The sequence below is a fragment of the Paracoccus wurundjeri genome, from assembly GCF_030678915.1.
Taxonomy (GTDB): Bacteria; Pseudomonadota; Alphaproteobacteria; order Rhodobacterales; family Rhodobacteraceae; genus Paracoccus; species Paracoccus onubensis_A.
Map to the genome: position 1 here is coordinate 61,694 of NZ_JAUUTZ010000007.1, position 24,096 is coordinate 85,789.

Below are 24,096 nucleotides of genomic sequence, written 5' to 3' on the forward strand. Positions count from 1 at the left end.
AACCCCGGTTGACCGAATGCGAAATCGCTCAAACCATGTTGAACTCTGATATCGTGTTACACGCTGACAAACGCATTTATACGTGTTACGCGACAGCAAAACATCGAGCAAAGGAAAGAACCGATTATGCAACTCAGGAATTCGTACTCGCTTCTCGCGGTTCTGGCGGTCATCGCATCTCCTGCCTTCGCACAGGACGCCGCAACCCCTGACGCAGAGGCACCGGCAGATGGCGCGGCGCAATTGCCGCAATCCGCAGCAGATCTGGCCGAGGAGGCCCAGAACGCCGCTGATAACGCGGAATCTGCCGCTCAGGACGCCGCTGATGCCGTGAACGGCGACGCAGCCGAAGAAGAAGCCGGTGCGGATGCCGCGACCGAGGGGGAAGCTGCCGCAACATCCGACGATGACGCCGCCGCGGAAGGAACCGCCGCGGGCGAAGCGAATGCGGACGAGGCCGAATCAGCCACCGAACAACCTGAAGCTGCCGCAGAAGAACCTGCCTCGGATGAACCTGCCGCTGCTGGCGAAGCCGCTGAGACCGGCGCAGCGGCGGCACCTGGTGCCCCGGCCGAAGGCGGAACGCCTTCCGAGCAGGCAGCCGAAGGCGCGGATGACGAACCGAAGGTCGGTTCCTACTATGCGAAATCGACTCATTCCGACTGGACGATTCGCTGTGTCACGACCGAAAGCGGCAATGATCCCTGCGAATTGTATCAGTTGCTGAAAGACAGCGACGGCAATTCCGTCGCCGAGATGACGCTTATTCCTCTGAGCAATGGCGAAGTCGCCGCTGGCGCCACCATGGTCGTTCCGCTGGAAACCGATCTGACCAAGGGCCTGAGCTTCGGAATCGACGGAAACAAGGCAAGTGGCTATCCGTTCAGCTTCTGCGCTCCGGTCGGTTGCGTCTCGCGTATGGGGTTCACCGCGGATGAATTGGGTGCTTTGAAAGGCGGATCCAAGGCCAATGTCGAATTGTTGCCCTTTGGCTCGGATCCCGAAAACCCGGTCGAACTTGAACTGTCTCTGGCAGGTTTCACTGCGGCCTATAGTGAGTTGGAACAACTCGCCAAGGAAGCACAGGCCACGGCCGAGCAGCAAGGCGGCAATACCGAAGAACAGCCTGCCGAAGAGGAAGCGCAACCGGCAGAATAACTGGCACTGCGGCAAAGCATCCGTGAAAACAGAAAACCGCGCCGGATACGGCGCGGTTTTTCCGTACCGCAGGATGAAACCCGGCCGTCAAACCCGCCGTAACGCGATCACGGCATTCAACCCGCCAAAAGCGAACGCATTGGACAACACCGCATCCACCTGCGCATCCCGTGCTTCATTCGGCACCACATCAAGCGCACATTCGGGATCAGGCTCTTGATATCCGATGGTCGGGGCAACCACGCCGTCCCGCAAAGCCATGATACAGGCCAGCAATTCGACCGCGCCCGTCCCCCCAATCAAATGCCCGTGCATGGATTTAGTCGAAGATATCATCAGTCGGTCGGCATGATGACCAAACGCATGGGCGACAGCGGCACATTCGGTCTTGTCATTCGCAGCCGTTCCCGTGCCATGGGCATTGATATAGCCGATCTGTTCCGGGTTCAGGCCCGCATCGCTTAACGCACCGCTGATGGCACGCTCGGCCCCTTGTGCCGATGGCATAACGATATCCTGCGCATCCGAAGACATCGCAAAACCGACCACCTCGGCAAGAATATCGGCCCCGCGGGTATGGGCAGATTCGTAATCCTCGAAGACGAAAACCCCAGCACCCTCACCCTGAACCATGCCGTTGCGATTGGCACTGAAGGGACGACAGGCATCTTTGGACATGACCCGCAGCCCCTCCCATGCCTTGACTCCGCCAAAGCACAACATTGCCTCTGATCCGCCGGTCAGCATCACTTGCGCCGCACCGGATCGGATCATCTGAAAGGCAAGCCCCATGGCGTGATTGGAACTTGCGCAGGCAGTCGCGACGGTAAACGATGGGCCGCGCAGCCCGAACTCCATCGAAACATGGCTGGCGGCGGCATTGTTCATCAGCTTCGGCACGACAAAGGGGTGAACGCGGTTCTTCCCCTCTTCATAGACGGCACGATAATTATCGTCCCAGGTATTCAGGCCGCCCCCGGCCGTGCCCAGAACCACCCCGGCACGCAAACCCAGCTTGCCCTGAAAATTCAACCCTGCCTGCCCGACCGCCTGCTTGGCCGCCAGCAGCGTGAATTGGGTGAACTTGTCATAAAGAAGGATTTGCTGGCGATTGAAGTAGCTTTCGGGCCGCCAGTCATGGATCTGCGCGCCGATCTGGATAGACAACCGCTCGACATCGCGAAAATCAAGCTGCGTGATGCCGCAACGCGCTTCGCGAAAAGCTTCCAGCGTGGTCGCTACATCGTGGCCAAGCGCGTTGATGGTGCCTGCCCCGGTGATGACCACCCTGCGCAACCCGTCAGGGGTCAGCGGATCAAAGGATTTTACGGTACGAGATTCCTCGGTTTTTTTCTTGCCGGTTCTCTTGGCGCTCATGCGGCCTTTTCCGCTACAAGCCGTTCAACCGCCGCGATGATCGTCCCCATGGTTGAGATATCGAATTCGGATTTCTCGGGCTCATTGGCATTGAAGGGAATCGTGATATCGAATTCCTCTTCAATCGCAAAAATCGATTCGACCAGCCCAAGGCTGTCGATCCCCAGTTCCTCGGGGGTCGCCTCATCGGAAATCTGATCCGGTTCCAGCATCGCCTGTTCGGCAATGAGTTCCTTGATTCGGGATTTTACGGTGTCAGTCATGTCGCCTCCTGTTCATCCCTTTTCCAACAGGCGTGTAACGGTTTCCTGAAGCTTTGCAACTTGGCTTGCAAGACGTGGCAAACGACGGGTCGCTTTCTGGATTTCCATCTGCGTTTCCATCTTTACCGCCGGATGACCAAGAATCACACGCCCGGCCGGGACACGGGTGAATATCTTGCTGGCGCCGCCTGCGATAACATCATCGCCGATCTCGATATTATCCGAGACACCAACCTGCCCCGCAAGAACCACACGATCGCCGATCTTCGACGAACCGGCAACGCCCACCAGGCCGCATAACAGGCAGTCTTCGCCAATCACGACATTATGGCCGATCTGTACGAGGCTGTCGATTTTTGTGCCGGAACCGATCCGGGTGGCCCGTATCGTCCCGCGGTCGATGGTGGCATTCGCGCCGATTTCGACGTCATTCCCGATTTCGACCCCGCCCAAAGAATGAATGCGGGTCCAGTGCTGAGCCCTGAGATCATCGCGGGTGCCCAGCGTGCGGCGGATTTCCTCGATCCCCGATTCCTCGGGCGTCACGTAAGAGAAACCGTCACCGCCGATCGAGGCCCCGGGCTGAACGATCAGACGTTCCCCCGCCGTGACGCCATGGGCAATGCGCGCGCCCGGAAGAATCAGTGCATCCTGGCCAACTCGCGTTCCCCGCCCGATGGAGACATGCGCCCCGATCCGCGCGCCGGACGCAATACGGGCATCGGCGCCGATCACCACAAAAGGTCCGATAGCTGCGCCCTCACCGATCTCGGCGCTGTCATCGATCACGGCTGTGGGATGTATGCCGGGTGCGATATCAGGGCCGGGATCGAATGCCCGGGTCAGACCGGCCATGACCAGACGCGGACGCGGCGCGAAGATTGCCGCTTTCAGCCCGTATTCTTCGGGATTCATTCCCTCGGCAAGGATCGCCATGCTTCCCGGGCGCAAAGCCCCGGCATATTTCGGAGCCATCGCCAAGGCGATAACCCCTCCATCTTTGCCCACAGGTACGGTTTCCGAGGGTTCTGCCGCGCCCGTCACGGGCAGGGATTGATCTCCCCAGGCCTGCGCATCCAATGCGCGTGCAAGTTCGCCAATGGTTACAGACATGATTGCCACCTTTCACATGTGGCTTAATCGGTTTACGCGTCCAAATCCAGACCGGCTTTTTCAAGCAATCCCCAAATCACCGCGTCACGCCCATAGACGTCCTTATAAAGGCGAATCTGCCCTGTCTCGTCCGGAAATGCCGTGAAATAGACCAGATGCACCGGTACTTCGGGTGTCAGCTTCAACCAGGTCTCTTTGCCGGTATTCAGAGCACGCTCGAAAACAGCCTGGGGGTTTTCCGTCTGCACGGACAAAAGCTGATAGGCCAGGTCAAACGGATCGCCGATCCGGATACAGCCATGCGAGTAAGCACGCGACTGGTTGGCAAACAGATGTTTCGTCGGAGTATCGTGCAGATAGATATTCCACTGGTTCGGGAAGATGAATTTCACCTTTCCCAAGGCATTGTCGTCGCTTGGCTTCTGGCGCATCCGATAGGGAAAGCTTGATGCCGTATAACGGGCGAAGTCGATATTGTCCCGAGGCACGACATTGCCATTTCCATCCACGATATCGATATGCGAAACGGCATAGCGGTTCGCTTTCAATTGCGGCAGATATTCCTTGATCGTGATCGAGCGCGGCACGTTCCAGCGGGGGTTCACCACCAGATATTCCATCTGGTCCGAAAATTCCGGGGTCTGCATCTCGGATTCCGCCTTGCCGACCACGACACGGGTCTGGAAAACCTCGTGCCCTTTCTCGAAGATGCGGGCCTTGTATTCCGGGATATTGACCCAGACCATACGGTCATCCAATGCCTCGCCGGTCATCCAGCGCATCCGCTCCAATGCGACGATAATGGCCCGGGTTCGCGCATTCATTCCATCCGAATTCAGCTGACGGATCGTGTTCGGCCCCGCCACGCCATCCGGATTGAGCCCGACCGCCTCCTGATAGCGGGCAACCTCTGCCGACAAGGCGTCGTCGTAAAGCCGCGGGTCGGTTACCTGTTCGGCCTTGAGCCCGATACTTGCCAGACGGGCGCGCAGAAGCGCGATACCCTCATCACTCATACCCAGACGCCAAACCGCCTCGGGAGCCTTGGGCAGATCCGCAGGCACGCTCATCACCTGCGCCTCGTGCAAAGCCGCTTGCAATTGTTCATATGCCTCGTGCTGCGGCCCCAGTTCCGCCAGATAATCCGCCGGATTGTCGCTGGCGGCGAATTCCGCCATCAGTTGAGCCACGGCCGGGCGCCTGACCTCACGGTGAATACCGGGGACCGACCTTGCAGGATCGATCACGCCACCGGTCAGATCCTGGATCATCCGCGCCAGAGTCCGGGCATAAACCATCTCGGACGTGAAATCCTGCCCTGCCGAATCCAGGCTGTCCGGGCGGTAACGTGATGTTGGAATACCATGCGAAGGCATTGTCTCGATGGCATCGCGCAACGCCTGGCGCCGAACCTCTCCTTTGGGGCCGGTGAAAATCGGCTTCAACCCGTTGCCGCCGTAAAATGCCGCCAGAGCCGGATCACTTGCCACCGCCTCGGCAAGCGCCATTTCGTCGGGTGAGAAATGAAGCCTGGGCGAAACCGCCACGGTTGTCCCGCCGCTTTGCATAACGGAAGATTGCGCCACCGCTACTTGAGCGCCGCTGATGATCATAGCTGCCGCCAGGATGACTGAAAAACCCGATCGCCGCATCGAAACCTCATAAATCATGACCTGATTCTGCCATTGATCATGCAAAGGATCCATGAAGGCCGGCCGAACCCCTAAGATCAAAACCACAAAGTTGCATAATCGGCACAATATGAAGCTCAACGGCAACAAGCGGCATGATAAGCGGTTTTTTGCCGATATACAGGCGGATTTATCCCCGCACGCACAAATAGGTTTCTACAACCTGAAGATTTTGACATATTATTAATCATCGTAAGACATCTTCCAAGAAGCCGCAGAAACGCGGCCAAATGAACGAAGCAGGACAGGCGATCTGACATGACAATCAATCCTATTTCCCGGCGTGGAATACTGGGGGTGTTCGCGGCGACTGCTGTGACAGCTGCCCCTGTAATGGCCAATGCGTTTGGCTTCTTGCGCGGAGCAGGCGATATGCGCCGTATCCGGATGTATAACGGTCGAACCGGTGAAAGCATCGATGCCGTTTACTGGGTCGACGGCAAATATATCCGTGAATCTCTTAACGAAATCAATATTTTCATGCGCGACTGGCGGACCGGAACAGCAATCGGCATTGATCCGCGGACCATTGACGTTGCCACCGCGTCACATAGGCTGCTGCAAACGAACGAACCCTATATGCTGTTGTCGGGCTATCGTTCACCGCAGACCAATGCGATGCTGCGCAGCCGGTCTTCCGGCGTGGCCAAGAACTCGCTGCATGTGACGGGCAAGGCTGCTGATCTGCGGCTCAAATCGCGCTCTGTCGGCCAGATGTATCAGGCAGCGGCCTCTTGCCGGGCTGGCGGCGTCGGCAAATATAGCGGTTCGAATTTCGTGCATATGGATTGCGGTCCTGTGCGGACATGGGGCTCCTGATCAAGCTCCTGAATTCCATCGCGCCTCCTGCCAGTGATATCCAACCCATTCGTGGGTTGGATTCGCTGTTGTGATCACAGAGCCTGCTTCTTGCGTTGACAGTAGCCTGATGGTCTGTGATTCTGATGCAGTCACTGCAATTTGGCGGTGACGCCGGAACAACTTCAGGAACGTGAATGAGTTCGTCATCAATCCGACGCTATCACACCGCCAAAAAGATTCAGTCCGCAGCAATCGCGCTTGCCGTCAAGAACGGGCTGAACAATATCACGACCGAAGCGATCGCATGCGCCGCAGGTGTCAGTGCCCGCACTTTCTTCAACTATTACCCCTATAAAGAAGCCGCTCTCATGGGGCCGCAACCGGATTATCCAGAGGATGCGGCAGAGCTATTCATAAATGGCACAGGCAGTCTGCTGGCCGACCTTCGGGAATTGATCTCTGTCCACATTTCACGCTTTCTGCATGAAAGGGAAATGCTTGGACATCTTCTCAAGCTTAGCGAAACCGATCCCAAGCTGACGGCTTTGCGCAATAATGCCGTCCTGGCACGGCGCGGCAAAATGGCAGGGCTTCTTCAGCGACGCCTGCCGGATACCGACCCCAGAATGATCGACATCCTTGCTTCGGCCATCATCGCAGCCACCAATAACGCAACCCAAAGCTGGGCTCTTGGCGTATCCGAAGACTTCGTCGAAGCTGCCATGGAAAATCTGTCGCTCATCCTTCCCGCAGCCCGGCTGCTGGAAGAGGACGATTAACCGTCGCTTTCAGATATTCCACCAATGGAAAAGCGGCGCTCCCTGTAAGAGCGCCGCTTTCCTGAATTTCGGTAAAGGCGAAATCCGACCTTAGACCGCGCCGTTGATGAACTTCACCGCATCGCCAACAGTCTGAATGGTTTCAGCGGCGTCATCGGGAATCTCGATGCCGAATTCTTCTTCGAAAGCCATCACCAGTTCGACGGTATCAAGGCTATCAGCACCCAGATCGTCAATGAAAGAAGCGGACTCGACCACTTTCTCTTCATCGACACCAAGATGTTCGACAACGATTTTTTTCACGCGATCAGCGATATCGCTCATATCACAACCTCATTCTCGCGGGCATCCGCCCAAATATGGTTCCCGGGCATCGCCCGTGTTGGCACAGGGCGGTTTCCCTGCTGCTCAGGGGCCGGATATAGCACCCCCTATGCATCATGCAACCGCTTTTCCATGCTTTTTCTTGCTGCGATGCAGCGCATCCTTTCGGCTCAGACCATCGCCATGCCTCCATTTACATGCAGCGTCGCACCGGTGACATATCCCGAAGCAGGACTGGCCAGATACAGTACGGCTGCCGCTATGTCGGCGGGTGTCCCCATCCGACCGGTTGGAATTTGTCCCAGGATCCGGGACTTCTGATCGTCGTTCAATTTGTCGGTCATGGCGGTTTCGATGAAACCCGGCGCCACGCAGTTCACCGTGATGCCCCGACTGGCCACTTCAGAGGCAAGGCTTTTCGACATGCCGACCAGCCCGGCCTTGGCCGCAGCATAATTGCCCTGTCCCGGATTGCCGGTTGTCCCCACGACCGAGGTAATATTCACGATCCGCCCCCAACGCGCCTTCATCATCCCGCGCAAGACGGCGCGACTCAGCCGGAAAACGCTGCCCAGATTCACGTCCAGCACCTGATCCCACTCTTCGTCCGACATCCGCATGAATAGGTTATCGCGAGTAATTCCGGCATTGTTGACCAGAATATCCACGGTTCCCATCGCATCGGCCGCCGCTTTCGGCAATGCGGCCACGGCCTCGGAATCTGCCAGATTCGCGGGCACGACATGCGCCCGCTCGCCAAGCTTGCCAGCCAGTTCATTCAACGGCGCCTCGCGCGTTCCCGAAAGCGCCACCGCCGCCCCTGCGGCATGAAGCGCCTCGGCGATCGCACCGCCGATGCCACCCGAAGCGCCAGTCACAAGCGCGTTCTTTCCCGTCAGATCAATCATGCTGCCTCTTCTTTTTCATGGAAATACCCCGGGGGTCGCCGCAGCGGCGCCATTGGTTCAGGAACCGACCGGCGACGGGCGGCACACCCCGCTTAGCTTTTCAATGCACCGATATCCGCCGGCATCCCGATATTCCTCACCTCGGCCTCTCTGGCGATTCTCTTGATCATACCGGACAATGCCTTGCCCGCGCCGATTTCCCAGAACTCCGTCACCCCGGCCCCGGTCAGATACGCGACCGATTCCCGCCAGCGCACGGTTCCCGTCACCTGCTCGACCAGCAACCGCCGGATAGCGCCGGGTTCGATTACCGGCTCGGCCCGGACATTGGCGATCAACGGCACGGCCGGAGGCTGAATATCCACGCCCGCCAACGCATCCGCCATCACGGCGGCAGCAGGTTGCATCAGGACCGAGTGGAACGGAGCGGAAACCGGAAGCATAAGCGCCCGTTTCGCACCGGCTTCTTTCGCAGCTGCTGAAGCGCGCTCGACCGCGCCCCTGTGTCCGGAAATCACCACCTGCGCAGGATCGTTGTCATTGGCGGCCTGTACGACCTCATCCCCGGCGGCGTCGCGGGCGATCCTGTCCACCGTCTCGAAATCAAGCCCCAGTATCGCCGCCATTGCGCCCTGCCCGACCGGCACGGCCTCTTGCATGGCCTGCCCGCGCAAACGCAAAAGCTGCGCGGTGTCGGCCAGCGTCAATGCACCCGCCGCGCAAAGGGCGGAATATTCGCCCAGGGAATGCCCGGCAACATAATCGGCGTCGCCGATATCGATTCCCTCGGCTTCCATGGCCCTGAACGCCGCCATCGATGTCGCCATCAATGCAGGCTGGGCGTTCTGCGTCAGGGTCAGCGTCTCGATATCGCCTTCCCAGATCAACTCGGACAATTTTTCTCCAAGCGCTTCGTCCACCTCGACGAAGACGTCGCGCGCCGCAGGATAGGCCTGCGCGAGTTCGCGCCCCATGCCTATGGTCTGAGCGCCCTGCCCTGGAAACACGAATGCCCGCATTGAAATCCCCTTTTTTCACCAAATTCTTATTCTCTAGCCATAACCCGGCATCGATTTTGCCGCAACTTAGGAAGCGCGAAATGAAAAAGGGGACCGAAACGGCCCCCTTTGACGTGTAATCCGGGTATCAGGCGATTAGCCGACCAGTTCCAGCCCCGAAAAAAAGAAGGCGATCTCTTGCGCCGCAGTTTCAGGCGCGTCGGAGCCATGAACCGAGTTTTCACCAACCGACAGCGCGAATTCCTGGCGGATCGTGCCTTCGGCGGCATCTGCCGGATTGGTCGCGCCCATCACTTCGCGGTTCTTGGCAATCGCGCTTTCGCCTTCCAGGACCTGCACCACGACCGGCTCGGAAGCCATGAATTCGACCAGTTCACCATAGAAGGGGCGCTCTTTGTGAACCTCGTAGAATTTGCCTGCCTGCTCGGACGACAGTTTGACGCGCTTCTGAGCGACGATACGCAGGCCAGCCTCTTCGAATTTGGCGTTGATCTTGCCGGTCAGGTTGCGCTTGGTGGCGTCGGGCTTGATGATCGAAAGTGTGCGTTCGATGGCCATGGGTCTACCTTTGCTTGCGGCAGGCAAAGCCCGCCAAGAGTGAAATCCGCGCCCGGTTAGCAGGCTTCGCGGGAAGCGGCAAGGCATAGCTCCTTTTCGCTTATCCACAAAATTCGCGCATGCGAAGCATTGCGCTTTCGTGAAATCGACACGACATTATGCTAGTCGTTAAGCGTTGCAAGCAGAGGTACCGCCGACATGCAACCAATTCGCAAGGGCCGCTTTCAGGCGAGGCTGGCCGAAACGACCGAAGATATCCGTTCAGCACAGCGTCTGCGCTGGCTTTGTTTCATCGCCCGCAATGCGCAGGGTACGGACGATGCGACCATCGATGAAGACGCATTGGACGCGGATTGCCATCACATGCTGGTCGAGGATAGCCAGACCGGCCAGCTTCTGTGCTGTTTCCGCTTTCTGCCACTATCCGGCGGATCCGAGATCACGCGCAGCTATTCGGCACAGTTCTACAATCTTGACGCTTTGCGAAACTTTGATGGTCCCATGGTCGAGATGGGAAGATTCTGCATCCATCCCGAAGCCAGGGATCCCGGCATCCTGCGGATCGCATGGGCAGCCATGACTCGTTTCGTCGATGAATCCGGGATCGAGATGCTGTTCGGCTGTTCAAGCTTCATCGGCACCGAGCCCGAAGAACATGCCGAAGCGTTCGCCATGCTGAAAGAGCGGCATCTTGGGCCGCGCCGATGGTTGCCACGCGTCAAGGCACCCAAAGTGTTCCGCTTCGCGCGCGCCCTGCGCCTGCGCAAGCCCGACCCCAAGCTGGCCATGGCCACGATGCCGCCGCTGCTGCGCAGTTATCTGGCCATGGGCGGCTGGGTCAGCGATCACGCGGTGGTCGATCCGGCTTTAAAGACCATACATGTCTTTACCGGCGTCGAGATCCGATCGATTCCTCCGGCCCGCAAGCGGCTGCTGCGAGCTGTCGCGGGCTGAAGCACACGGGGACAGCCCGCAGCGGAACCGCAGCATTCCGGATGGCTTTGCGTTTTGCCGGATGACTGACGGCTATCCGCCCGGCGTTACCCGGATCAGCTGACCATCCTCCTCGTCGGTCAGCAGCATGACCGCTCCGTCCGATGCAATCTCGACATCGCGAACACGCCCGATATCCTGCAGATGCCGTGCTTCGCCAGCAACCCGGCCATCCGCCAGTTCAAGACGCACCAAAGCGGCAGCCTGCATTCCACCGATCAGCAGATCGCCCTGCCAGTCGGGGAACATGTCGCCATCGTAAAAGCGCATCCCACCCGGCGCGATAACCGGATCCCAGAAATAGACCGGCTGTTCCGTGCCATCCATCTGCGTGATCCCCTCGCCGACCTGCTGCCCGCTATATTCGACGCCATAGGTGACGCGCGGCCAGCCGTAATTGCGGCCAGCCTCGGGGCGATTGAGTTCATCACCGCCCATCGGGCCATGTTCGATGGTCCATAGCGCCCCGTCAGGTCCCAGTGTCGCGCCCTGAAGATTGCGATGTCCCCAGGACCAGATCTCCGGCAGGGCACCCTCGACACCCGGCTGCCCCATCGGCGCACCGCTTTGCGGATCGATTCGGACAACCTTGCCCAATGTCGTCGCGACGTTCTGCGCATGCACCCGTGCATCATTGACCGAGCGTTCACCCGTCGTGACGAATAATCCGCCCTTCCCGTCGAATACCAGCCGGGAGCCGTAATGTTTCGTCGAATTCCAGGCGGGGGTCTGCTGCCAGATCACGCGAGCCGATTCGACCTGCGCACCATCGGCGGACAGCGTTCCGGTAGCGACCGCGGTTCCCGTCTTGCCGCCATCACGCGGCTGGGCAAAGCTCCACCAGATTTGCCGGGTTTCGGCGAAATCATCGGAAATCGCGACATCCAGCAATCCGCCCTGATCGCGATTGTCGATCTCGGGCAGCCCCTCGATCGGCGCCGAGATGTTTCCGTCAGCAGAGATCAGCCGCAATCGGCCGGGACGTTCGGTTACCAGCCAGTTCCCCTCTGGCAGCTCGGCCATGCCCCAGGGGTGTTCCAGCCCGCTTGCGACGATCTGATGCTGCAAAGCGGTATCCGGCAAAACCGGAGCCCGGGTCTGGCCATCAAATGCCGCTGTCTGGCCCTGTGCGTTCGGCGGCGCGGCGTTGAAATCCTGCGACCATACCATTCCGGCCGTAGCGAGGAATGCAAGCCCGGTGACAGGGAATATGCGATTGATCAATGGATGTGTCATGCATGCAGGAGGCCACAATCCGAGATATCGTTCAAGCCTCTTATCTGCCTTCAAACGCGCTTGTTATCACACTTTCCGGACGAACGGCAGAGATTGGATCCCGGGTTCATCCCGGAAACATTCCCCTAGGTAAACGGCACGGGAACCTTTACCCTGATACCGCGTTATCGTTACGGAAAATTGCCCTCAGGAGACCTCGACATGCGTATCACCCGCCGCACCGGACTGACTCTTGCCGTCGCCGCCATCGGCAGCAATGCCCTGCCGAAGATCGGCCTTGCGCAGGAAACCGCGAAAACCTTCCGCTATCCCGTCGATGGCGGCGTGGTGGTCTTTCATCCGGTCGAACATTCTTCGATGGTCGTCGAAACTCCCAAGGGCGTCATCCATGTCGATCCGGTCGGCGGAGCTGCGAAATATGCGGATCTGCCTCAACCCGACCTGATCCTGATCACGCATGAACATGGCGATCATTTCGATCTGCCCACGCTCGATGCGTTGCCCGCCGTCAGGCTGATCAGCAACCCTGCCGTACATGACATGTTGCCCGAAGAGATGAAGGCGCGCGCCAGTTCGATGGGAAATGGCGATATTGTCGAGGTACTGGATCTGCGGATCGAGGCCATCCCCGCCTATAATACGACTGAGGACCGATTGCAGTATCACCCCAAAGGGCGCGACAACGGCTATGTCCTGACAATCGGCGGCAAGCGTTTCTATATCGCGGGCGACACCGAGCCGACTCCCGAAATGCTGGCACTGACGGATATCGAGGTCGCATTCCTGCCGATGAACCTGCCCTACACGATGACAATCGAGCAAGCCGCCGAGGCTGTCGCCGCGATCAAGCCAACCGTGGTGTTTCCCTATCATTTCCGGGGCAGCGACGTGGATGAATTCGCCCGGCTGGTCGAGGCCGGCGGCTCCGGCTCATTGGCCATTATCGCAAACTGGTATCCGGAAGGTATGGAGTAATCGGCGGCCAAAATTCGCAAGGCACCGGATATGACGCGCCCGGAACCTATTTCAACAGCGCATCCTTGCTGGCACGGCGATTGATGCCGCTGGCCGGCCGCCGCGATTTGTCCCGGCCGGACTGGCAGTCCACGCAAAGCTGAACGCCCGGGATTGCCTTGCGGCGCGCGGGCGGTATCGGTTCATCGCATTCCGCACAGAACTCGGCCGAGGGAGTGTCGCCAGCAGGTCCGGTCGCGCGTTGCCGCGCGCGGGCAATCGCCTCTTGCGTGCTGATCTCGATCTGTTCATTCACCGCGTCGTCGCGGGCCCATCCTCCGGCCATGCGCGCCTCCTTCATCTTGCAGCCAAGATAGGTCCTCACGGCGATAAATCAAACCGCGACCGCGCTTGGCTTGCAGTTGACACCCCGCGCAACAATCAGGATAGATTGAGAGATAACAATACAGGTGCAGAAAGCACCGGGAGCCATATGGGAGGATTTCACCTTGCCGATCATTCGGTTGATCGACGGCATCAATGAGGTCGTCGGGCGGATCGTATCACTCGTGGCCATCCTGTTTGCCGCTATCGTGATCTACGACGTTTGCATGCGAAATGCCTTCGGCGAGCCGACTCGCTGGGCTTTCGATGTGACCAAACATCTTTACGGCTTCTATTTCATCATGCTGGGCGGCTATGCGCTGCGCCATCAGGCCCATGTGAAAGTCGATCTGGTGACGGCGCGACTTGGCCATAATACCCGTCGCTGGGTCGAGGTCGCAGGCTATATCATCTTCTTCTTTCCCTTCGCATGGGTCTTCACGAAGCGAAGCTGGGACTTCGCCATGACGTCCTTTAACCAGCGCGAGGTGACTTATGGCGCGGTGCAATTGCCGGTTTATCCGCTGAAGATCGCCATGTTCGTGGCCGCAGTTCTGCTATTGATTCAGGGGGTCAGTGAATTTCTCAAGCTGATCCTGAACAAGATCGATTACATCGAACAGACGGAGCCGATGGATGTCCGGTGAAGCGATTGCACTGCTCATGTCGGGCCTGCTGGTCCTGGGTCTGTTCATGGGACACCCATTGGCGCTTGTGCTTGGCGGCACTGCGGTTCTGGGGGCGGTCGCCGCCGGAAAAACAATGGCGCTGGGTATCGTCATCAACCGGATTTTCGGGGATGTGCTGGATAATTACGTCCTGCTCGCCATTCCCCTATTCGTGCTGATGGCCCGATTCCTGTCGGATAGCGGTGTGACCGACAAGATGTTCGAGGCGCTGCGGCACCTGCTGGCGAATGTGACCGGCGGGCTGGGCCTTGCTGTCGTGTTCATCTCGATTCTGCTGGCGGCAACCACCGGGATCATCGGCGCATCCATTACCGTGATGGGAACGATGGCGCTGCGGCCAATGCTGCAATACGGGTATGACAAACGATTGGCGACAGGGCTTATCTCGGCCTCGGGATGTCTGGGTATCCTGATCCCGCCCTCGATCATGCTGATCCTGATGTCCTCCTATGCGCCGGGCCTGTCGGTCGGCCAGCTTTTTGCGGGCGCAATGGTTCCGGGACTGGCCCTTGGGATGCTTTATGCCGTTTATGTTTTCGTGGTCGCACGGATCAAGCCGCACTGGGCGCCTGCGATTCACGAAGATGAACAGATCAGCCGCGGCGAAATGTGGCGGATGCTGATCATCGAGGCGGTGCCGCCGCTTATCCTGATCCTCGGGATACTTGGTTCACTTCTGGCCGGTGTCGCCACGGCCACCGAAGCCAGCGCCATCGGCGCCGCGCTTGCCCTGCTGATCGTCATCGGGCGCGGCAGGTTCGAGTGGCGGACCTTTTATTCCGCGCTGCTGGAAACCGGCCGGACCTCGGCGATGATCCTGTTCATCGTCGTCGGCGCGACCGCCTTTACCGGCGTGTTCAACATCACCGGCGGCCTGCGCGCCAGCCAGGACCTGATCCGCGCTATGGCCGGAGAACCGCATCTGCTGGTGCTGGTCATGCTGATCTCGGTCTTTATTCTTGGAATGTTCCTTGACTGGACCGGCATTGTGCTTCTGTCCTTCCCGATCTTCCTGCCGCTGGTCACAGAGATGGGAATCGATCCCTTGTGGTTCGTGGTGCTGATGGCCGTGGTATTGCAAACCAGCTTCTTGTCGCCGCCATTCGGCTACGCGCTGTTCTATATGCGCGCTATTGCACCAAGGGAGGTATCGACGGGAAGCATCATCATGGGCGTATTACCATTCATCGGGCTGATCATTTTGATGTGTGCAGCCATCATTCTGTTCCCGGCGATGGTCACATGGCTGCCGGTCAGACTTTACGGCGGCTAAGCCCGGCAAGACACAACAAGACATAGACAACACTAATCGGGAGGAATGAAATGAAACGATTGATGACGGCGGCGGCGCTGTCACTGACCGCCGCCGCGCCCGCCACGGCCGAAACCTGGACCATGACCAGCACATGGCCCTCGAGCCTGGAACTGATCGAGATAGACAAGCACTGGGTCGAACTGGTCAGTCAGCTGGTCGATGAGGAAAAACTGACCATCGAGTTCTATGATGGCGGAGCCCTTGTCCCGGCGGGTGAAGTGTTCGGCGCGGTTGAATCGGGCACGATACAGGCCGGCGGCGACTGGCCCGGCTATTGGGCGGGACGGGACAGTGCCTTCTCGCCCCTGTCGACCACGGCCAGCCTTTTCAATGCCGTGGATTACATCAACTGGATCAAGGAATGGGGCGGCGCCGATCTTTATAACGAGGTTTATGGCAAATTCGGCATGGTCTATCTGCCCTATGGCGTGACCAACAACGAATCGGGCTTCCGCACCACCGAGAAAGCCATCAAGACTCTGGACGACATCAAGGGATTGCGGCTTCGCCTTTCGGGACTTGAGCAGGGTAAATTACTTGAAAAACTGGGCGGCAATCAGGTCAGCATGGCCGGTGGCGAGATTTACCAGTCGCTGGAACGCGGAGTTATTGACGGAGCAGAATTCTCAACCCCGAATGTCGATTTCTCGGGCGGTTTCCAACAGGTCACAAAGCACTGGTCCACACCGGGATGGCACCAGTCGTCCTCGGTTTTCGGGGTGATGATCAATCAGGCCTCCTGGGACGCTCTGGATGAGGATACTCAGAACAGGTTGAAAATCGCGGCCGATGCCAACTTGCTTTGGAGCCTGTCCTTCACGGAAAAAGGCGCAACAGAAGCCTTTGCCAAGTTCAAGGAGGCAGGAACCGAAATCAGCAGGCTGGATGATACCGCGCTCGAGCAGATCCAGAAATTGGCGAACGAGACCATCGAGGAAGTCGCCTGCGAAAATCCCCTGTCTGCGAAAGTCTATGCAAGTCAGCTTGCCTATCTTCAGGATTATGCGAGCTGGCGGGATGCCTCGGCGCCTTTCAATCTGGGCCGCACTCCCGATGGACCGGATCTGGCAAAAATTCAGGAATGTGCGCAGTAAATTGCGCACATCCGGCGTAATGACTAGGGCGGGGAGATAAACCCCGCCCTTTGCATTGACAGTATCGGGAAACCACAGCATCCTGTTGCGATAAAAGGGGAAAAGATCATGAGCGACAAAACGCTGACCCGGATGGACCTTGCTGAAGCGGTATTTCGGGATGTCGGGCTTTCCCGACACGAATCCGCGCAGCTGGTCGAATCGGTGCTCGAGCATATCTCGGACGCGCTCGTACGTGGCGAGCAGGTGAAGATTTCATCCTTCGGCACATTCAGCATTCGTGACAAGAACGAACGTATCGGACGCAATCCCAAGACCGGCCAGGAAGTTCCCATTACGCCGCGCCGGGTTTTATCCTTTCGACCCTCTCACCTGATGAAAGATCGCGTTGCCGCCGGCAACAAGCGATAAAGATAGCAGTAACACGATGAAGAAACGCGCAGACGCATTTCGGTCCATTGGCGAGGTTGCCAAGATGATCGGGGCCGCGCCGCATGTGTTGCGCTATTGGGAAACCCAGTTTTCCCAGCTCAAGCCGATGAAGCGTCCGGACGGCCGCCGCTATTACCGTCCCGAGGATGTCCAGCTTGCAGCCGGTCTGTGCGAGGTGCTGCGCGAAGAGGGGCTGACGATTCGCGGGGCCAAGAAACTCATCGCCCGCGACCGGGGCGAATTCGTCCGCGCCCGGGGATTGGCGCGCCTGAACGGAGAGAGTGCTGAATTGGCGCAAGCCATCGGCATGCCGTCCGACATTCCCGCGGAAAGTTCCTCCGCAACGCGACCGGCGCCGTCGCAGCCGGATCCGGCGATCACAGAGGAAACCCCGAACATGGCCCGATCGGAAAAACCCCGAGCGCCGCGGTCGGTCGCGCGGAAACCTGCGCAATCGCTGCCGCTGTTCCCTGATCTTGCGACAAGCCCGAACAAACGTCACGGCGCATGGCTGTCGCATCTGGTCAGCACCGCAATCCGCCTGCGCCGTGCCGAAGGACTGGATGCGGCTTCGCGTCGGCAATGCAAGATTCTGCGCGACGCGATCACACGCCATTATTGACGATCATGCCGCCGCAATCGCGCAGCCATCTGCCGAATGAACGGCCCCATGACGTTGCGCGAACCCACATTACGATCAGCACGAAATTCCGCACACCTCCACATGAACCGCGCCGCTGTCGCAATTTGGTCAAGATTTCCGTCTTGCGGCCCTTGTGCAGCCCGGGCAGTTCGCTCTATATGACCGGCGTCGGGCCGTGGCGCAGCCTGGTTAGCGCGTCCGTCTGGGGGGCGGAAGGCCGCGAGTTCGAATCTCGCCGGCCCGACCATTCCGAAAACGCCCATCCTGTCATCGGGGTGGGCGTTTTCGCATCTGCAGCCTGAATTGGGGGAAGTCATGAACGGTGTCCTGCCTGACAGCGAGATCCGCAAACTGATCGAAACCGGTGTGATCTCTGCCGATGCGCCGATCCTTCCCGAACAGATCCAGCCCGCCAGTCTCGACCTGCGCCTTGGCACCGTCGCTTATCGTCTGCGCGCCAGTTTCCTGGCCGGCAAAGGGCGGCGGATTTCAGACCGCCTGCCCGATCTGCAAATGCACCAGATGAGTCTTGAAGACGGCGCGGTGCTGGAACGGGGCTGCGTCTATCTGGTGCCGCTGCTCGAAAGCATCCGGCTGCCGAAAGGGATGACGGCGGTCGCAAATGCCAAATCCTCGACCGGACGGTTGGATCTGCTGACCCGGCTGGTCAGCGATGACGGAACCGAATTCGACCGCCTGCCCGAATCCTATGGCGGCCCGCTATATGCCGAGATCTGCCCGCGGTCATTTTCGGTTCTCCTGCGTCCCGGCATGCGTCTGAACCAGCTTCGCCTCCGCCACGGCCAATCTGTTCTGAGCGATGCCGAATTGCGGGACCTGAACCGGCGCGAACCCCTGACCGGTGGCGATGCCCTGATCGATCAGGGACTTGGCTTTTCGGTCGATCTGCGCCCCGATGAGGGCGATCTGGTCGGCTATCGCGCCCGTCCTCATAGCGGCGTAATCGATCTGGACCGGATCGGCGAATATCCCGCTGCCGAATTCTGGGACGAACTGCACACGACGGATGGGCGGCTGATTCTCGATCCCGGCGCGTTCTATATTCTGGTCAGCCGCGAATCGGTAGCGATTCCCGCCGATTACGCCGCCGAGATGGCCCCTTATCTTGCCATGGTAGGCGAATTCCGTGTGCATTATGCCGGTTTTTTCGATCCCGGCTTCGGCATTGGCGCCCATGGCGCAGGCGCGCGGGGCGTGCTTGAGGTACGCTGTCACGAAGCGCCCTTCGTGCTGGAGCATGGTCAGGTCGTTGGTCGTCTGGTCTATGAGCGCATGGCAAAGCGTCCGACGCGGCTTTACGGAGCGGATATCCGGTCGAATTATCAGGGTCAGGGCCTGAAACTGGCCAAGCAGTTCGGCTGACGTCAGATCATGCCCCGGCATACGCCTGCTGCCGCCACAGCCATAAGCATGAATGCCTGTACCGGACTGATTCCGCCCCATATCCGGGACTCTTCGCAGCCTTGCGTTCCCGCGCGACCAGCATGCTGGCCAAGCCTTCGCAAGCTGGATGATTTCGCGGTTTTCATCCTCTGCGATTGACCTTTCAGACGGTTTAGTCTAGCGAGTGCTTGCCCGCATCCGGCGGGCAGGCCGAGGGGGCGTTCGAATTTGCGTCCCATGACCGCCGCAACGCGCCATCCGGGCACGCGGCATGGAACGCAACGCGCAGTTTCTGCGCGGTATCTTTAAGAAAGTCCCCGATGACGAAATTTTCCGACCTGAAGCTTGATCCCAAGGTTCTGAAAGCCATTGCAGATGCAGGCTATGAGAACCCGACCCCCATTCAGGAGGGGGCGATCCCTCCGGCGCTTGAGGGTCGCGATGTATTGGGAATCGCTCAGACCGGAACCGGCAAGACCGCCAGTTTCACCCTGCCGATGATCACCTTGCTGGGCCGTGGCCGCGCGCGGGCGCGGATGCCTCGCAGCCTGGTGCTTTGCCCCACGCGGGAACTGGCTGCTCAGGTCGCCGAGAATTTCGATATTTATGCCAAACATACCCGGCTGACCAAGGCATTGCTGATCGGCGGCGTCTCCTTTGGCGAACAGGACAAGCTGATCGATCGCGGCGTGGATGTGCTGATTGCCACTCCGGGTCGTCTCCTGGACCATTTCGAGCGCGGCAAGCTGCTGCTGACCGGCGTTCAGATCATGGTGGTGGACGAAGCCGACCGGATGCTGGATATGGGCTTTATCCCCGATATCGAGCGGATTTTTCAGCTTACCCCTTTCACGCGTCAGACATTGTTCTTCAGTGCGACGATGGCGCCCGAGATCGAGCGTATTACCAATACCTTCCTGCACGCGCCCGAGCGGATCGAGATCGCGCGTCAGGCGACGGCCAGCGAAACCATCACGCAACGGCTGGTCGAGATCACACCCACCCGCAAGGATCAATCGGCCAAACAGAAGCGCGAACTTCTGCGTGCCCTGATCAACGCAGAAGGCGATGGCCTGAAAAACGCGATCATCTTCTGCAATCGTAAGACGGATGTGGATATCGTCTCGAAATCGCTGGCGAAATACGGTCATGACGCCGCCCCTATTCATGGCGATCTGGATCAAAGCCACCGGACACGAACACTGGAAGCCTTTCGCGAGGGCAAGCTCAAACTGCTGGTCGCGTCGGATGTTGCCGCGCGGGGGCTGGATATTCCGGCGGTCAGCCATGTGATCAATTACGACCTTCCCAGCCATGCCGAGGATTATGTCCATCGGATCGGCCGCACGGGTCGGGCGGGCCGGTCGGGAACCTCGATCAGTATCGCTACCCCTTCGGATGAGAAATATCTCGCAGCGATTGAAGCGCTGCTCTCCAAACAGCTTCCCCGCGCCCCGCTTCCCGAGGGGTTCGTACCCTCTTCCGCTGCGCAATCCGCCCCGAAAGCGAATCGCGAGGATCGCAACGACAAAGGCGGCTCGCGCCGGCGTAACCGTCGCGACGACAATCGCCGTGATGATATCAGCAAGCAGGATCGCACGGAAAACCGGCGGGCCGATGCAGAGCGCAATAATCCTGTTCAGGAAACTGCGCCAAGACCGCAACGTGGCCACCAGCAGCGGGACGACCGCCGTCGCTCGCCCCGCGAGGATCGCGGACCTGCGATCATCGGCATGGGTGATCATATCCCGCAATTCATGTTGGCCAGCCTTTTCGTCGAAGGGTACGACCCGACCGACGCAGCGGATGTAACGGACACGGCCGAGGAAACGCCGCAGACGGATAGCACCAAGCAGGATACAAAGCCGAAGCGCCGAAGCCGTAGAACCCCGAAATCAACGGCGAAAACAAGCGATACCCCGGAAAGCGCAGCTTCTGACATATCCTCGCAGATTGACGATCAGGCGGCACAAGCTGCCATCGAATCCGCAGCGCCTTCGGGTGACGCGTTGGGGACTCAGGAAAATGCGCCGGTTGAAGCGCTGCCAGAAACACCGCCCGCCGACGCGCCGAAGCCGCGCAAGCCCCGGGCGCGCAAACCAAAGGTCGCCGCGGAAACCTCTGCAACAGAAGCTTCCACGGACGGCGCCGCAGAAGCAGCCGCCGAGGAGGCGCCCAAGCCAAAACGGACAAGGCGCAAGAAGCCCGAGCCAAACGTTGAGACGGGGGGCGAAAAAACCGCGGACAAAACATCCGACGACAAGCCCAAGCCCCGCGCAACCCGCAGCAGACGCAAGAAGCCGGAAGGCACGGCCGAACCGGCTTCCGATGTGGCTTCCGGCGGTTTCGCGACCTCGGACCCGTCCGAAAAGTAACGTCCATGCCAGTTCAGCCGCGCGACCGGGAATTCTCGACGCGAACCGGTTCGGATCGCCGCCGGAAGCTGATCCGCACCCTGCCGGATATCCTGCTGGGCGCGCTTGCCGCAATCGGCCTTGCTCCTCTGGGAATCTGGCCGGTTGCACTCGGGGCGCTTGCCCTGCTGATCTGGCGAATGGCGCGCGCGAATCGCCCTGGCCTTGCGTTCCTGCAGGGACTCGGAGGCGGTTTCGGCTGGTTCGCCTGCAGCATGTTCTGGATCGTCGAGCCGTTCCTCGTTGAACCTGACCTTTATGGCTGGATGGCGCCGTTTGCACTGATCCTCATGGCTTTGGGAGGCGCCTTGTTCTGGGCCTTGCCTGTCTGGATCGCTGCACGGCTCTGCCCCGGCGCTATCACCCGGACGGTTGCGATCGTCGCTGTCCTGACCCTTTCCGACTGGCTGCGCGGCTGGATATTCAGCGGTCTGCCCTGGGCATTGATCGGGCATATCTGGATCGGCACGCCAATTGCACAGATCGCCGCATGGACCGGGGCAATCGGGTTGACCGCGCTGACTCTTGTGGCAACCGCCCTGCCCTCGGCCCTTTGGCGTCGGGTCGATAATCCTGTGCGGCACAATCTGCCCGCCATACTGCCGTCACTGGCCCTGATTGCAATTTTCTGGGGGGCCGGGATGGCGCGGCAGGTCCAGCCCTTGCCTTCGGACACTGATCTTCAGTTGCGCATCGTTCAGCCGAATGCCGAGCAGCACCTGAAATGGAATCCGGAATGGTCACATCTGTTCTTTCAACGCCTGCTTGACCTTTCAGCCGAACCTGGCCAGCGCGATGTCGTCATCTGGCCCGAAACGGCGGTGAACTTCCTGCTGAACGATGCGGACGATATCATGCCCGCCATGTCGCGTGCAGCCGGAGCGCCCCTGATCTTTGGCATCCAGAGGCGCGAAGAAAGCCGATATTACAACAGTCTGGTAACGGTAGCCGCCGGCGGAGACGTGACCGCGATCTATGACAAATTCCATCTTGTGCCCTTTGGCGAATATATCCCCTGGGGCAATGAGCTTGCCCAGCTTGGGATCGGAGCCTTCGCCGCGCAGCAGGGCAACGGATATACTGCCGGGACCGGCCCGACTGTCATGTCGGTATCCGGACTTCCGGCGTTTCAGCCGCTGATCTGCTACGAGGCGATCTTTCCACAGCATCTGCGCGGGCTGGAAACACGTCCCGAATGGCTTTTACAGATCACCAATGATGCGTGGTTCGGAAAGCTTTCCGGCCCCTATCAGCATCTTGCGCAGGCGCGCCTGCGTGCCATCGAAACCGGGCTACCCCTGGTCCGGGCGGCCAATACCGGGATCAGTGCGGTTATCGACGCCCATGGCGATATCCGCTCCGAGCTTTCACTGGGCCAGGTCGGCAAGATCGACGCGGCACTGCCCGCTGCTCTGGCCCCGACACTATGGCTGAAATGGGGTTCGGCACCCATCGTGATCTTTGCGCTTTGCGCCCTGATCGCAGCGATATGTCTTGGACGCAGATCAACGCCTGTCGCGCCGCGAAGTCAAAGCCAGCCGCGGCGCTTGAAATAGACATATGGCAGGATTGCCGAAAGGATCATAAGCCCGATTGCAACTGGATAGCCGACGGGCCAGTCCAGTTCCGGCATATGCGTGAAGTTCATCCCATAGATAGAGGCAATCAGGGTCGGCGGCAAAAAGACCACGGCGGCAACCGAGAAAATCTTGATGATCGAGTTCTGCTCGATATTGATCATGCCCAGCGTCGCATCCAGCAGAAAGGTGATCTGCTGCGAAAGAAAGCCAGCGTAATCTGCCAGTGAGCGGATATCCCGCGACAGGGTCTTGATCCGCTCGCGGATATCCTTGCCGCTGCAGCGCTGCTGCATCAGATGACTGAGAAATCCTGCCATCCGGTCGAAACTGACCAGACTGTCGCGGATCTTCGACGTCAGGTCACCCTTCTGACCGATATTTTCGAGCACCTCCTGAAAATCATGGGTTCGCGTCGGTTTGTCGGCCCTGTGGCGGAATATCTTGCGCGAGATTGCATCGATTTCCTGACCGTCCCGTTCAAGAATATCTGCAAGCCGGTCAACGGTGGCCTCAAGCAAACCCAGCAGGATCCCTTCCGCGGTCTCGCAGCCCATCGGAATTTTTTCGGCCCTTGCAGGAAAAGTCCGGAATGAACGCGGCTCGTGATAGCGGACGGTAATCAGATGCCGACTCGTCAGAACGAAGGTAACCGGATGCATTTCCGGTTCGCCCGTATCGGTTTGCGAAGGCAGGATCACCGTCATGAATGCTGCGCCGTTTTCAAGATAAAGCCGCGAGGATATCTCGATCTCTTCCATTTCCTCTTTCGTGGGGACATCGATTCCGGTCAGATGCTCGACCAGGCTCTTTTCATCAGGCATCGGGCCGACAAGGTCGATCCAGACCAGATTCTCCGAAAATTCCTGCCGATCGGAAATCAGGCTCAAGCAACCGTTTTCATTATGGAATCCGCGAATCATTACGCCACCTTTCGCTGTCGTTTCCGCCACGCGGGGTGGCAGCCGTC

General features: G+C 59.1%; 24 protein-coding genes and 1 tRNA gene. 14 read left to right on the plus strand and 11 right to left on the minus strand.

Annotation, left to right across the window (positions count from 1 at the left end; genetic code table 11):
• Nucleotides 1–126 precede the first annotated feature (126 nt).
• A complete protein-coding gene (locus Q0601_RS08840) occupies nucleotides 127–1,158 on the plus strand; it encodes an invasion associated locus B family protein (protein WP_305289246.1) in 1,032 nt (343 codons plus the stop codon).
• 87 nt (nucleotides 1,159–1,245) lie between these two features.
• On the opposite strand, the gene Q0601_RS08845 is transcribed toward Q0601_RS08840, so the two are convergent.
• The 4 genes from Q0601_RS08845 to Q0601_RS08860 form a co-directional block, all read right to left on the minus strand.
• Nucleotides 1,246–2,454 (minus strand): beta-ketoacyl-[acyl-carrier-protein] synthase family protein, encoded by a 1,209-nt coding sequence (locus Q0601_RS08845; protein WP_305289494.1) that lies wholly within the window; start codon nucleotides 2,452–2,454, stop codon nucleotides 1,246–1,248.
• Nucleotides 2,455–2,531: 77 nt separating this feature from the next.
• Entirely contained in the window at nucleotides 2,532–2,798 is a 267-nt protein-coding gene (locus tag Q0601_RS08850) for an acyl carrier protein (protein ID WP_119750276.1), read from the minus strand.
• Between the two features lie 12 nt (nucleotides 2,799–2,810).
• Complete coding sequence (locus Q0601_RS08855) at nucleotides 2,811–3,911, minus strand: UDP-3-O-(3-hydroxymyristoyl)glucosamine N-acyltransferase (protein WP_305289250.1); 1,101 nt, start codon at nucleotides 3,909–3,911, stop codon at nucleotides 2,811–2,813.
• Between the two features lie 32 nt (nucleotides 3,912–3,943).
• A complete protein-coding gene (locus tag Q0601_RS08860; RefSeq protein WP_305289251.1) occupies nucleotides 3,944–5,581 on the minus strand; it encodes a L,D-transpeptidase family protein in 1,638 nt (545 codons plus the stop codon).
• Nucleotides 5,582–5,860: 279 nt separating this feature from the next.
• On the opposite strand from Q0601_RS08860, the gene Q0601_RS08865 reads away from it, so the two are divergent.
• On the plus strand, nucleotides 5,861–6,421 hold the full coding sequence (locus tag Q0601_RS08865) for a YcbK family protein (protein WP_305289254.1): 561 nt from the start codon (nucleotides 5,861–5,863) through the stop codon (nucleotides 6,419–6,421).
• A gap of 176 nt (nucleotides 6,422–6,597) precedes the next feature.
• Nucleotides 6,598–7,182: a TetR/AcrR family transcriptional regulator gene (locus Q0601_RS08870; protein ID WP_305289256.1), complete on the plus strand. Its 585-nt coding sequence runs from the start codon at nucleotides 6,598–6,600 to the stop codon at nucleotides 7,180–7,182.
• Nucleotides 7,183–7,272: 90 nt separating this feature from the next.
• On the opposite strand, the gene Q0601_RS08875 is transcribed toward Q0601_RS08870, so the two are convergent.
• The 4 genes from Q0601_RS08875 to ndk form a co-directional block, all read right to left on the minus strand.
• Nucleotides 7,273–7,506 (minus strand): acyl carrier protein, encoded by a 234-nt coding sequence (locus Q0601_RS08875; RefSeq protein ID WP_119750268.1) that lies wholly within the window; start codon nucleotides 7,504–7,506, stop codon nucleotides 7,273–7,275.
• 170 nt (nucleotides 7,507–7,676) lie between these two features.
• Nucleotides 7,677–8,414: a 3-oxoacyl-ACP reductase FabG gene (gene fabG / locus Q0601_RS08880; RefSeq protein WP_305289258.1), complete on the minus strand. Its 738-nt coding sequence runs from the start codon at nucleotides 8,412–8,414 to the stop codon at nucleotides 7,677–7,679.
• Nucleotides 8,415–8,506: 92 nt separating this feature from the next.
• Complete coding sequence (fabD, locus tag Q0601_RS08885) at nucleotides 8,507–9,433, minus strand: ACP S-malonyltransferase (RefSeq protein WP_305289260.1); 927 nt, start codon at nucleotides 9,431–9,433, stop codon at nucleotides 8,507–8,509.
• A gap of 135 nt (nucleotides 9,434–9,568) precedes the next feature.
• Nucleotides 9,569–9,991, minus strand: coding sequence for a nucleoside-diphosphate kinase (ndk, locus tag Q0601_RS08890; protein ID WP_305289262.1), 423 nt, complete (start codon nucleotides 9,989–9,991; stop codon nucleotides 9,569–9,571).
• A 198-nt stretch (nucleotides 9,992–10,189) separates the two neighbouring features.
• On the opposite strand from ndk, the gene Q0601_RS08895 reads away from it, so the two are divergent.
• Nucleotides 10,190–10,945 carry a GNAT family N-acetyltransferase gene (locus Q0601_RS08895; RefSeq protein WP_305289264.1) on the plus strand — a complete coding sequence of 252 codons (756 nt, stop codon included), beginning with the start codon at nucleotides 10,190–10,192 and terminating at the stop codon, nucleotides 10,943–10,945.
• Nucleotides 10,946–11,017: 72 nt separating this feature from the next.
• Here Q0601_RS08895 and Q0601_RS08900 read toward each other — a convergent pair whose 3' ends face one another.
• Nucleotides 11,018–12,154: a PQQ-dependent sugar dehydrogenase gene (locus tag Q0601_RS08900; protein ID WP_370656112.1), complete on the minus strand. Its 1,137-nt coding sequence runs from the start codon at nucleotides 12,152–12,154 to the stop codon at nucleotides 11,018–11,020.
• Nucleotides 12,155–12,421: 267 nt separating this feature from the next.
• Here Q0601_RS08900 and Q0601_RS08905 point away from each other — a divergent pair, with 267 nt between their 5' ends.
• Nucleotides 12,422–13,195, plus strand: a complete 774-nt coding sequence (locus tag Q0601_RS08905) for an MBL fold metallo-hydrolase (protein ID WP_305289271.1) — start codon at nucleotides 12,422–12,424, stop codon at nucleotides 13,193–13,195.
• 46 nt (nucleotides 13,196–13,241) lie between these two features.
• Here Q0601_RS08905 and Q0601_RS08910 read toward each other — a convergent pair whose 3' ends face one another.
• Complete coding sequence (locus Q0601_RS08910; protein WP_305289273.1) at nucleotides 13,242–13,520, minus strand: DksA/TraR family C4-type zinc finger protein; 279 nt, start codon at nucleotides 13,518–13,520, stop codon at nucleotides 13,242–13,244.
• A 124-nt stretch (nucleotides 13,521–13,644) separates the two neighbouring features.
• Between Q0601_RS08910 and Q0601_RS08915 the strand changes: the two genes are divergently transcribed.
• From Q0601_RS08915 to lnt, 9 genes are all read left to right on the plus strand, one after another.
• On the plus strand, nucleotides 13,645–14,205 hold the full coding sequence (locus Q0601_RS08915) for a TRAP transporter small permease subunit (protein ID WP_370656108.1): 561 nt from the start codon (nucleotides 13,645–13,647) through the stop codon (nucleotides 14,203–14,205).
• Nucleotides 14,195–15,520: a TRAP transporter large permease gene (locus Q0601_RS08920; protein ID WP_305289275.1), complete on the plus strand. Its 1,326-nt coding sequence runs from the start codon at nucleotides 14,195–14,197 to the stop codon at nucleotides 15,518–15,520. The genes Q0601_RS08915 and Q0601_RS08920 overlap by 11 nt, the downstream gene beginning before the upstream one ends.
• 50 nt (nucleotides 15,521–15,570) lie before the next feature.
• The gene (gene dctP / locus Q0601_RS08925) at nucleotides 15,571–16,656 is read left to right on the plus strand and encodes a TRAP transporter substrate-binding protein DctP (RefSeq protein WP_305289276.1); all 1,086 of its coding nucleotides are present in this window, start codon (nucleotides 15,571–15,573) and stop codon (nucleotides 16,654–16,656) included.
• Nucleotides 16,657–16,764: 108 nt separating this feature from the next.
• Entirely contained in the window at nucleotides 16,765–17,067 is a 303-nt protein-coding gene (gene ihfA, locus Q0601_RS08930) for an integration host factor subunit alpha (RefSeq protein WP_119750251.1), read from the plus strand.
• 16 nt (nucleotides 17,068–17,083) lie between these two features.
• Complete coding sequence (locus tag Q0601_RS08935; protein ID WP_305289278.1) at nucleotides 17,084–17,710, plus strand: MerR family transcriptional regulator; 627 nt, start codon at nucleotides 17,084–17,086, stop codon at nucleotides 17,708–17,710.
• Between the two features lie 190 nt (nucleotides 17,711–17,900).
• A tRNA-Pro gene (locus tag Q0601_RS08940) sits at nucleotides 17,901–17,978 on the plus strand.
• A gap of 68 nt (nucleotides 17,979–18,046) precedes the next feature.
• On the plus strand, nucleotides 18,047–19,114 hold the full coding sequence (locus tag Q0601_RS08945; protein WP_305289280.1) for a 2'-deoxycytidine 5'-triphosphate deaminase: 1,068 nt from the start codon (nucleotides 18,047–18,049) through the stop codon (nucleotides 19,112–19,114).
• A 341-nt stretch (nucleotides 19,115–19,455) separates the two neighbouring features.
• The gene (locus Q0601_RS08950; RefSeq protein WP_305289282.1) at nucleotides 19,456–21,510 is read left to right on the plus strand and encodes a DEAD/DEAH box helicase; all 2,055 of its coding nucleotides are present in this window, start codon (nucleotides 19,456–19,458) and stop codon (nucleotides 21,508–21,510) included.
• Between the two features lie 5 nt (nucleotides 21,511–21,515).
• On the plus strand, nucleotides 21,516–23,105 hold the full coding sequence (gene lnt, locus Q0601_RS08955) for an apolipoprotein N-acyltransferase (protein ID WP_305289284.1): 1,590 nt from the start codon (nucleotides 21,516–21,518) through the stop codon (nucleotides 23,103–23,105).
• On the opposite strand, the gene Q0601_RS08960 is transcribed toward lnt, so the two are convergent.
• Nucleotides 23,078–24,016, minus strand: coding sequence for a magnesium transporter CorA family protein (locus Q0601_RS08960; protein WP_305289287.1), 939 nt, complete (start codon nucleotides 24,014–24,016; stop codon nucleotides 23,078–23,080). The genes lnt and Q0601_RS08960 overlap by 28 nt on opposite strands.
• Nucleotides 24,017–24,096: the final 80 nt, after the last annotated feature.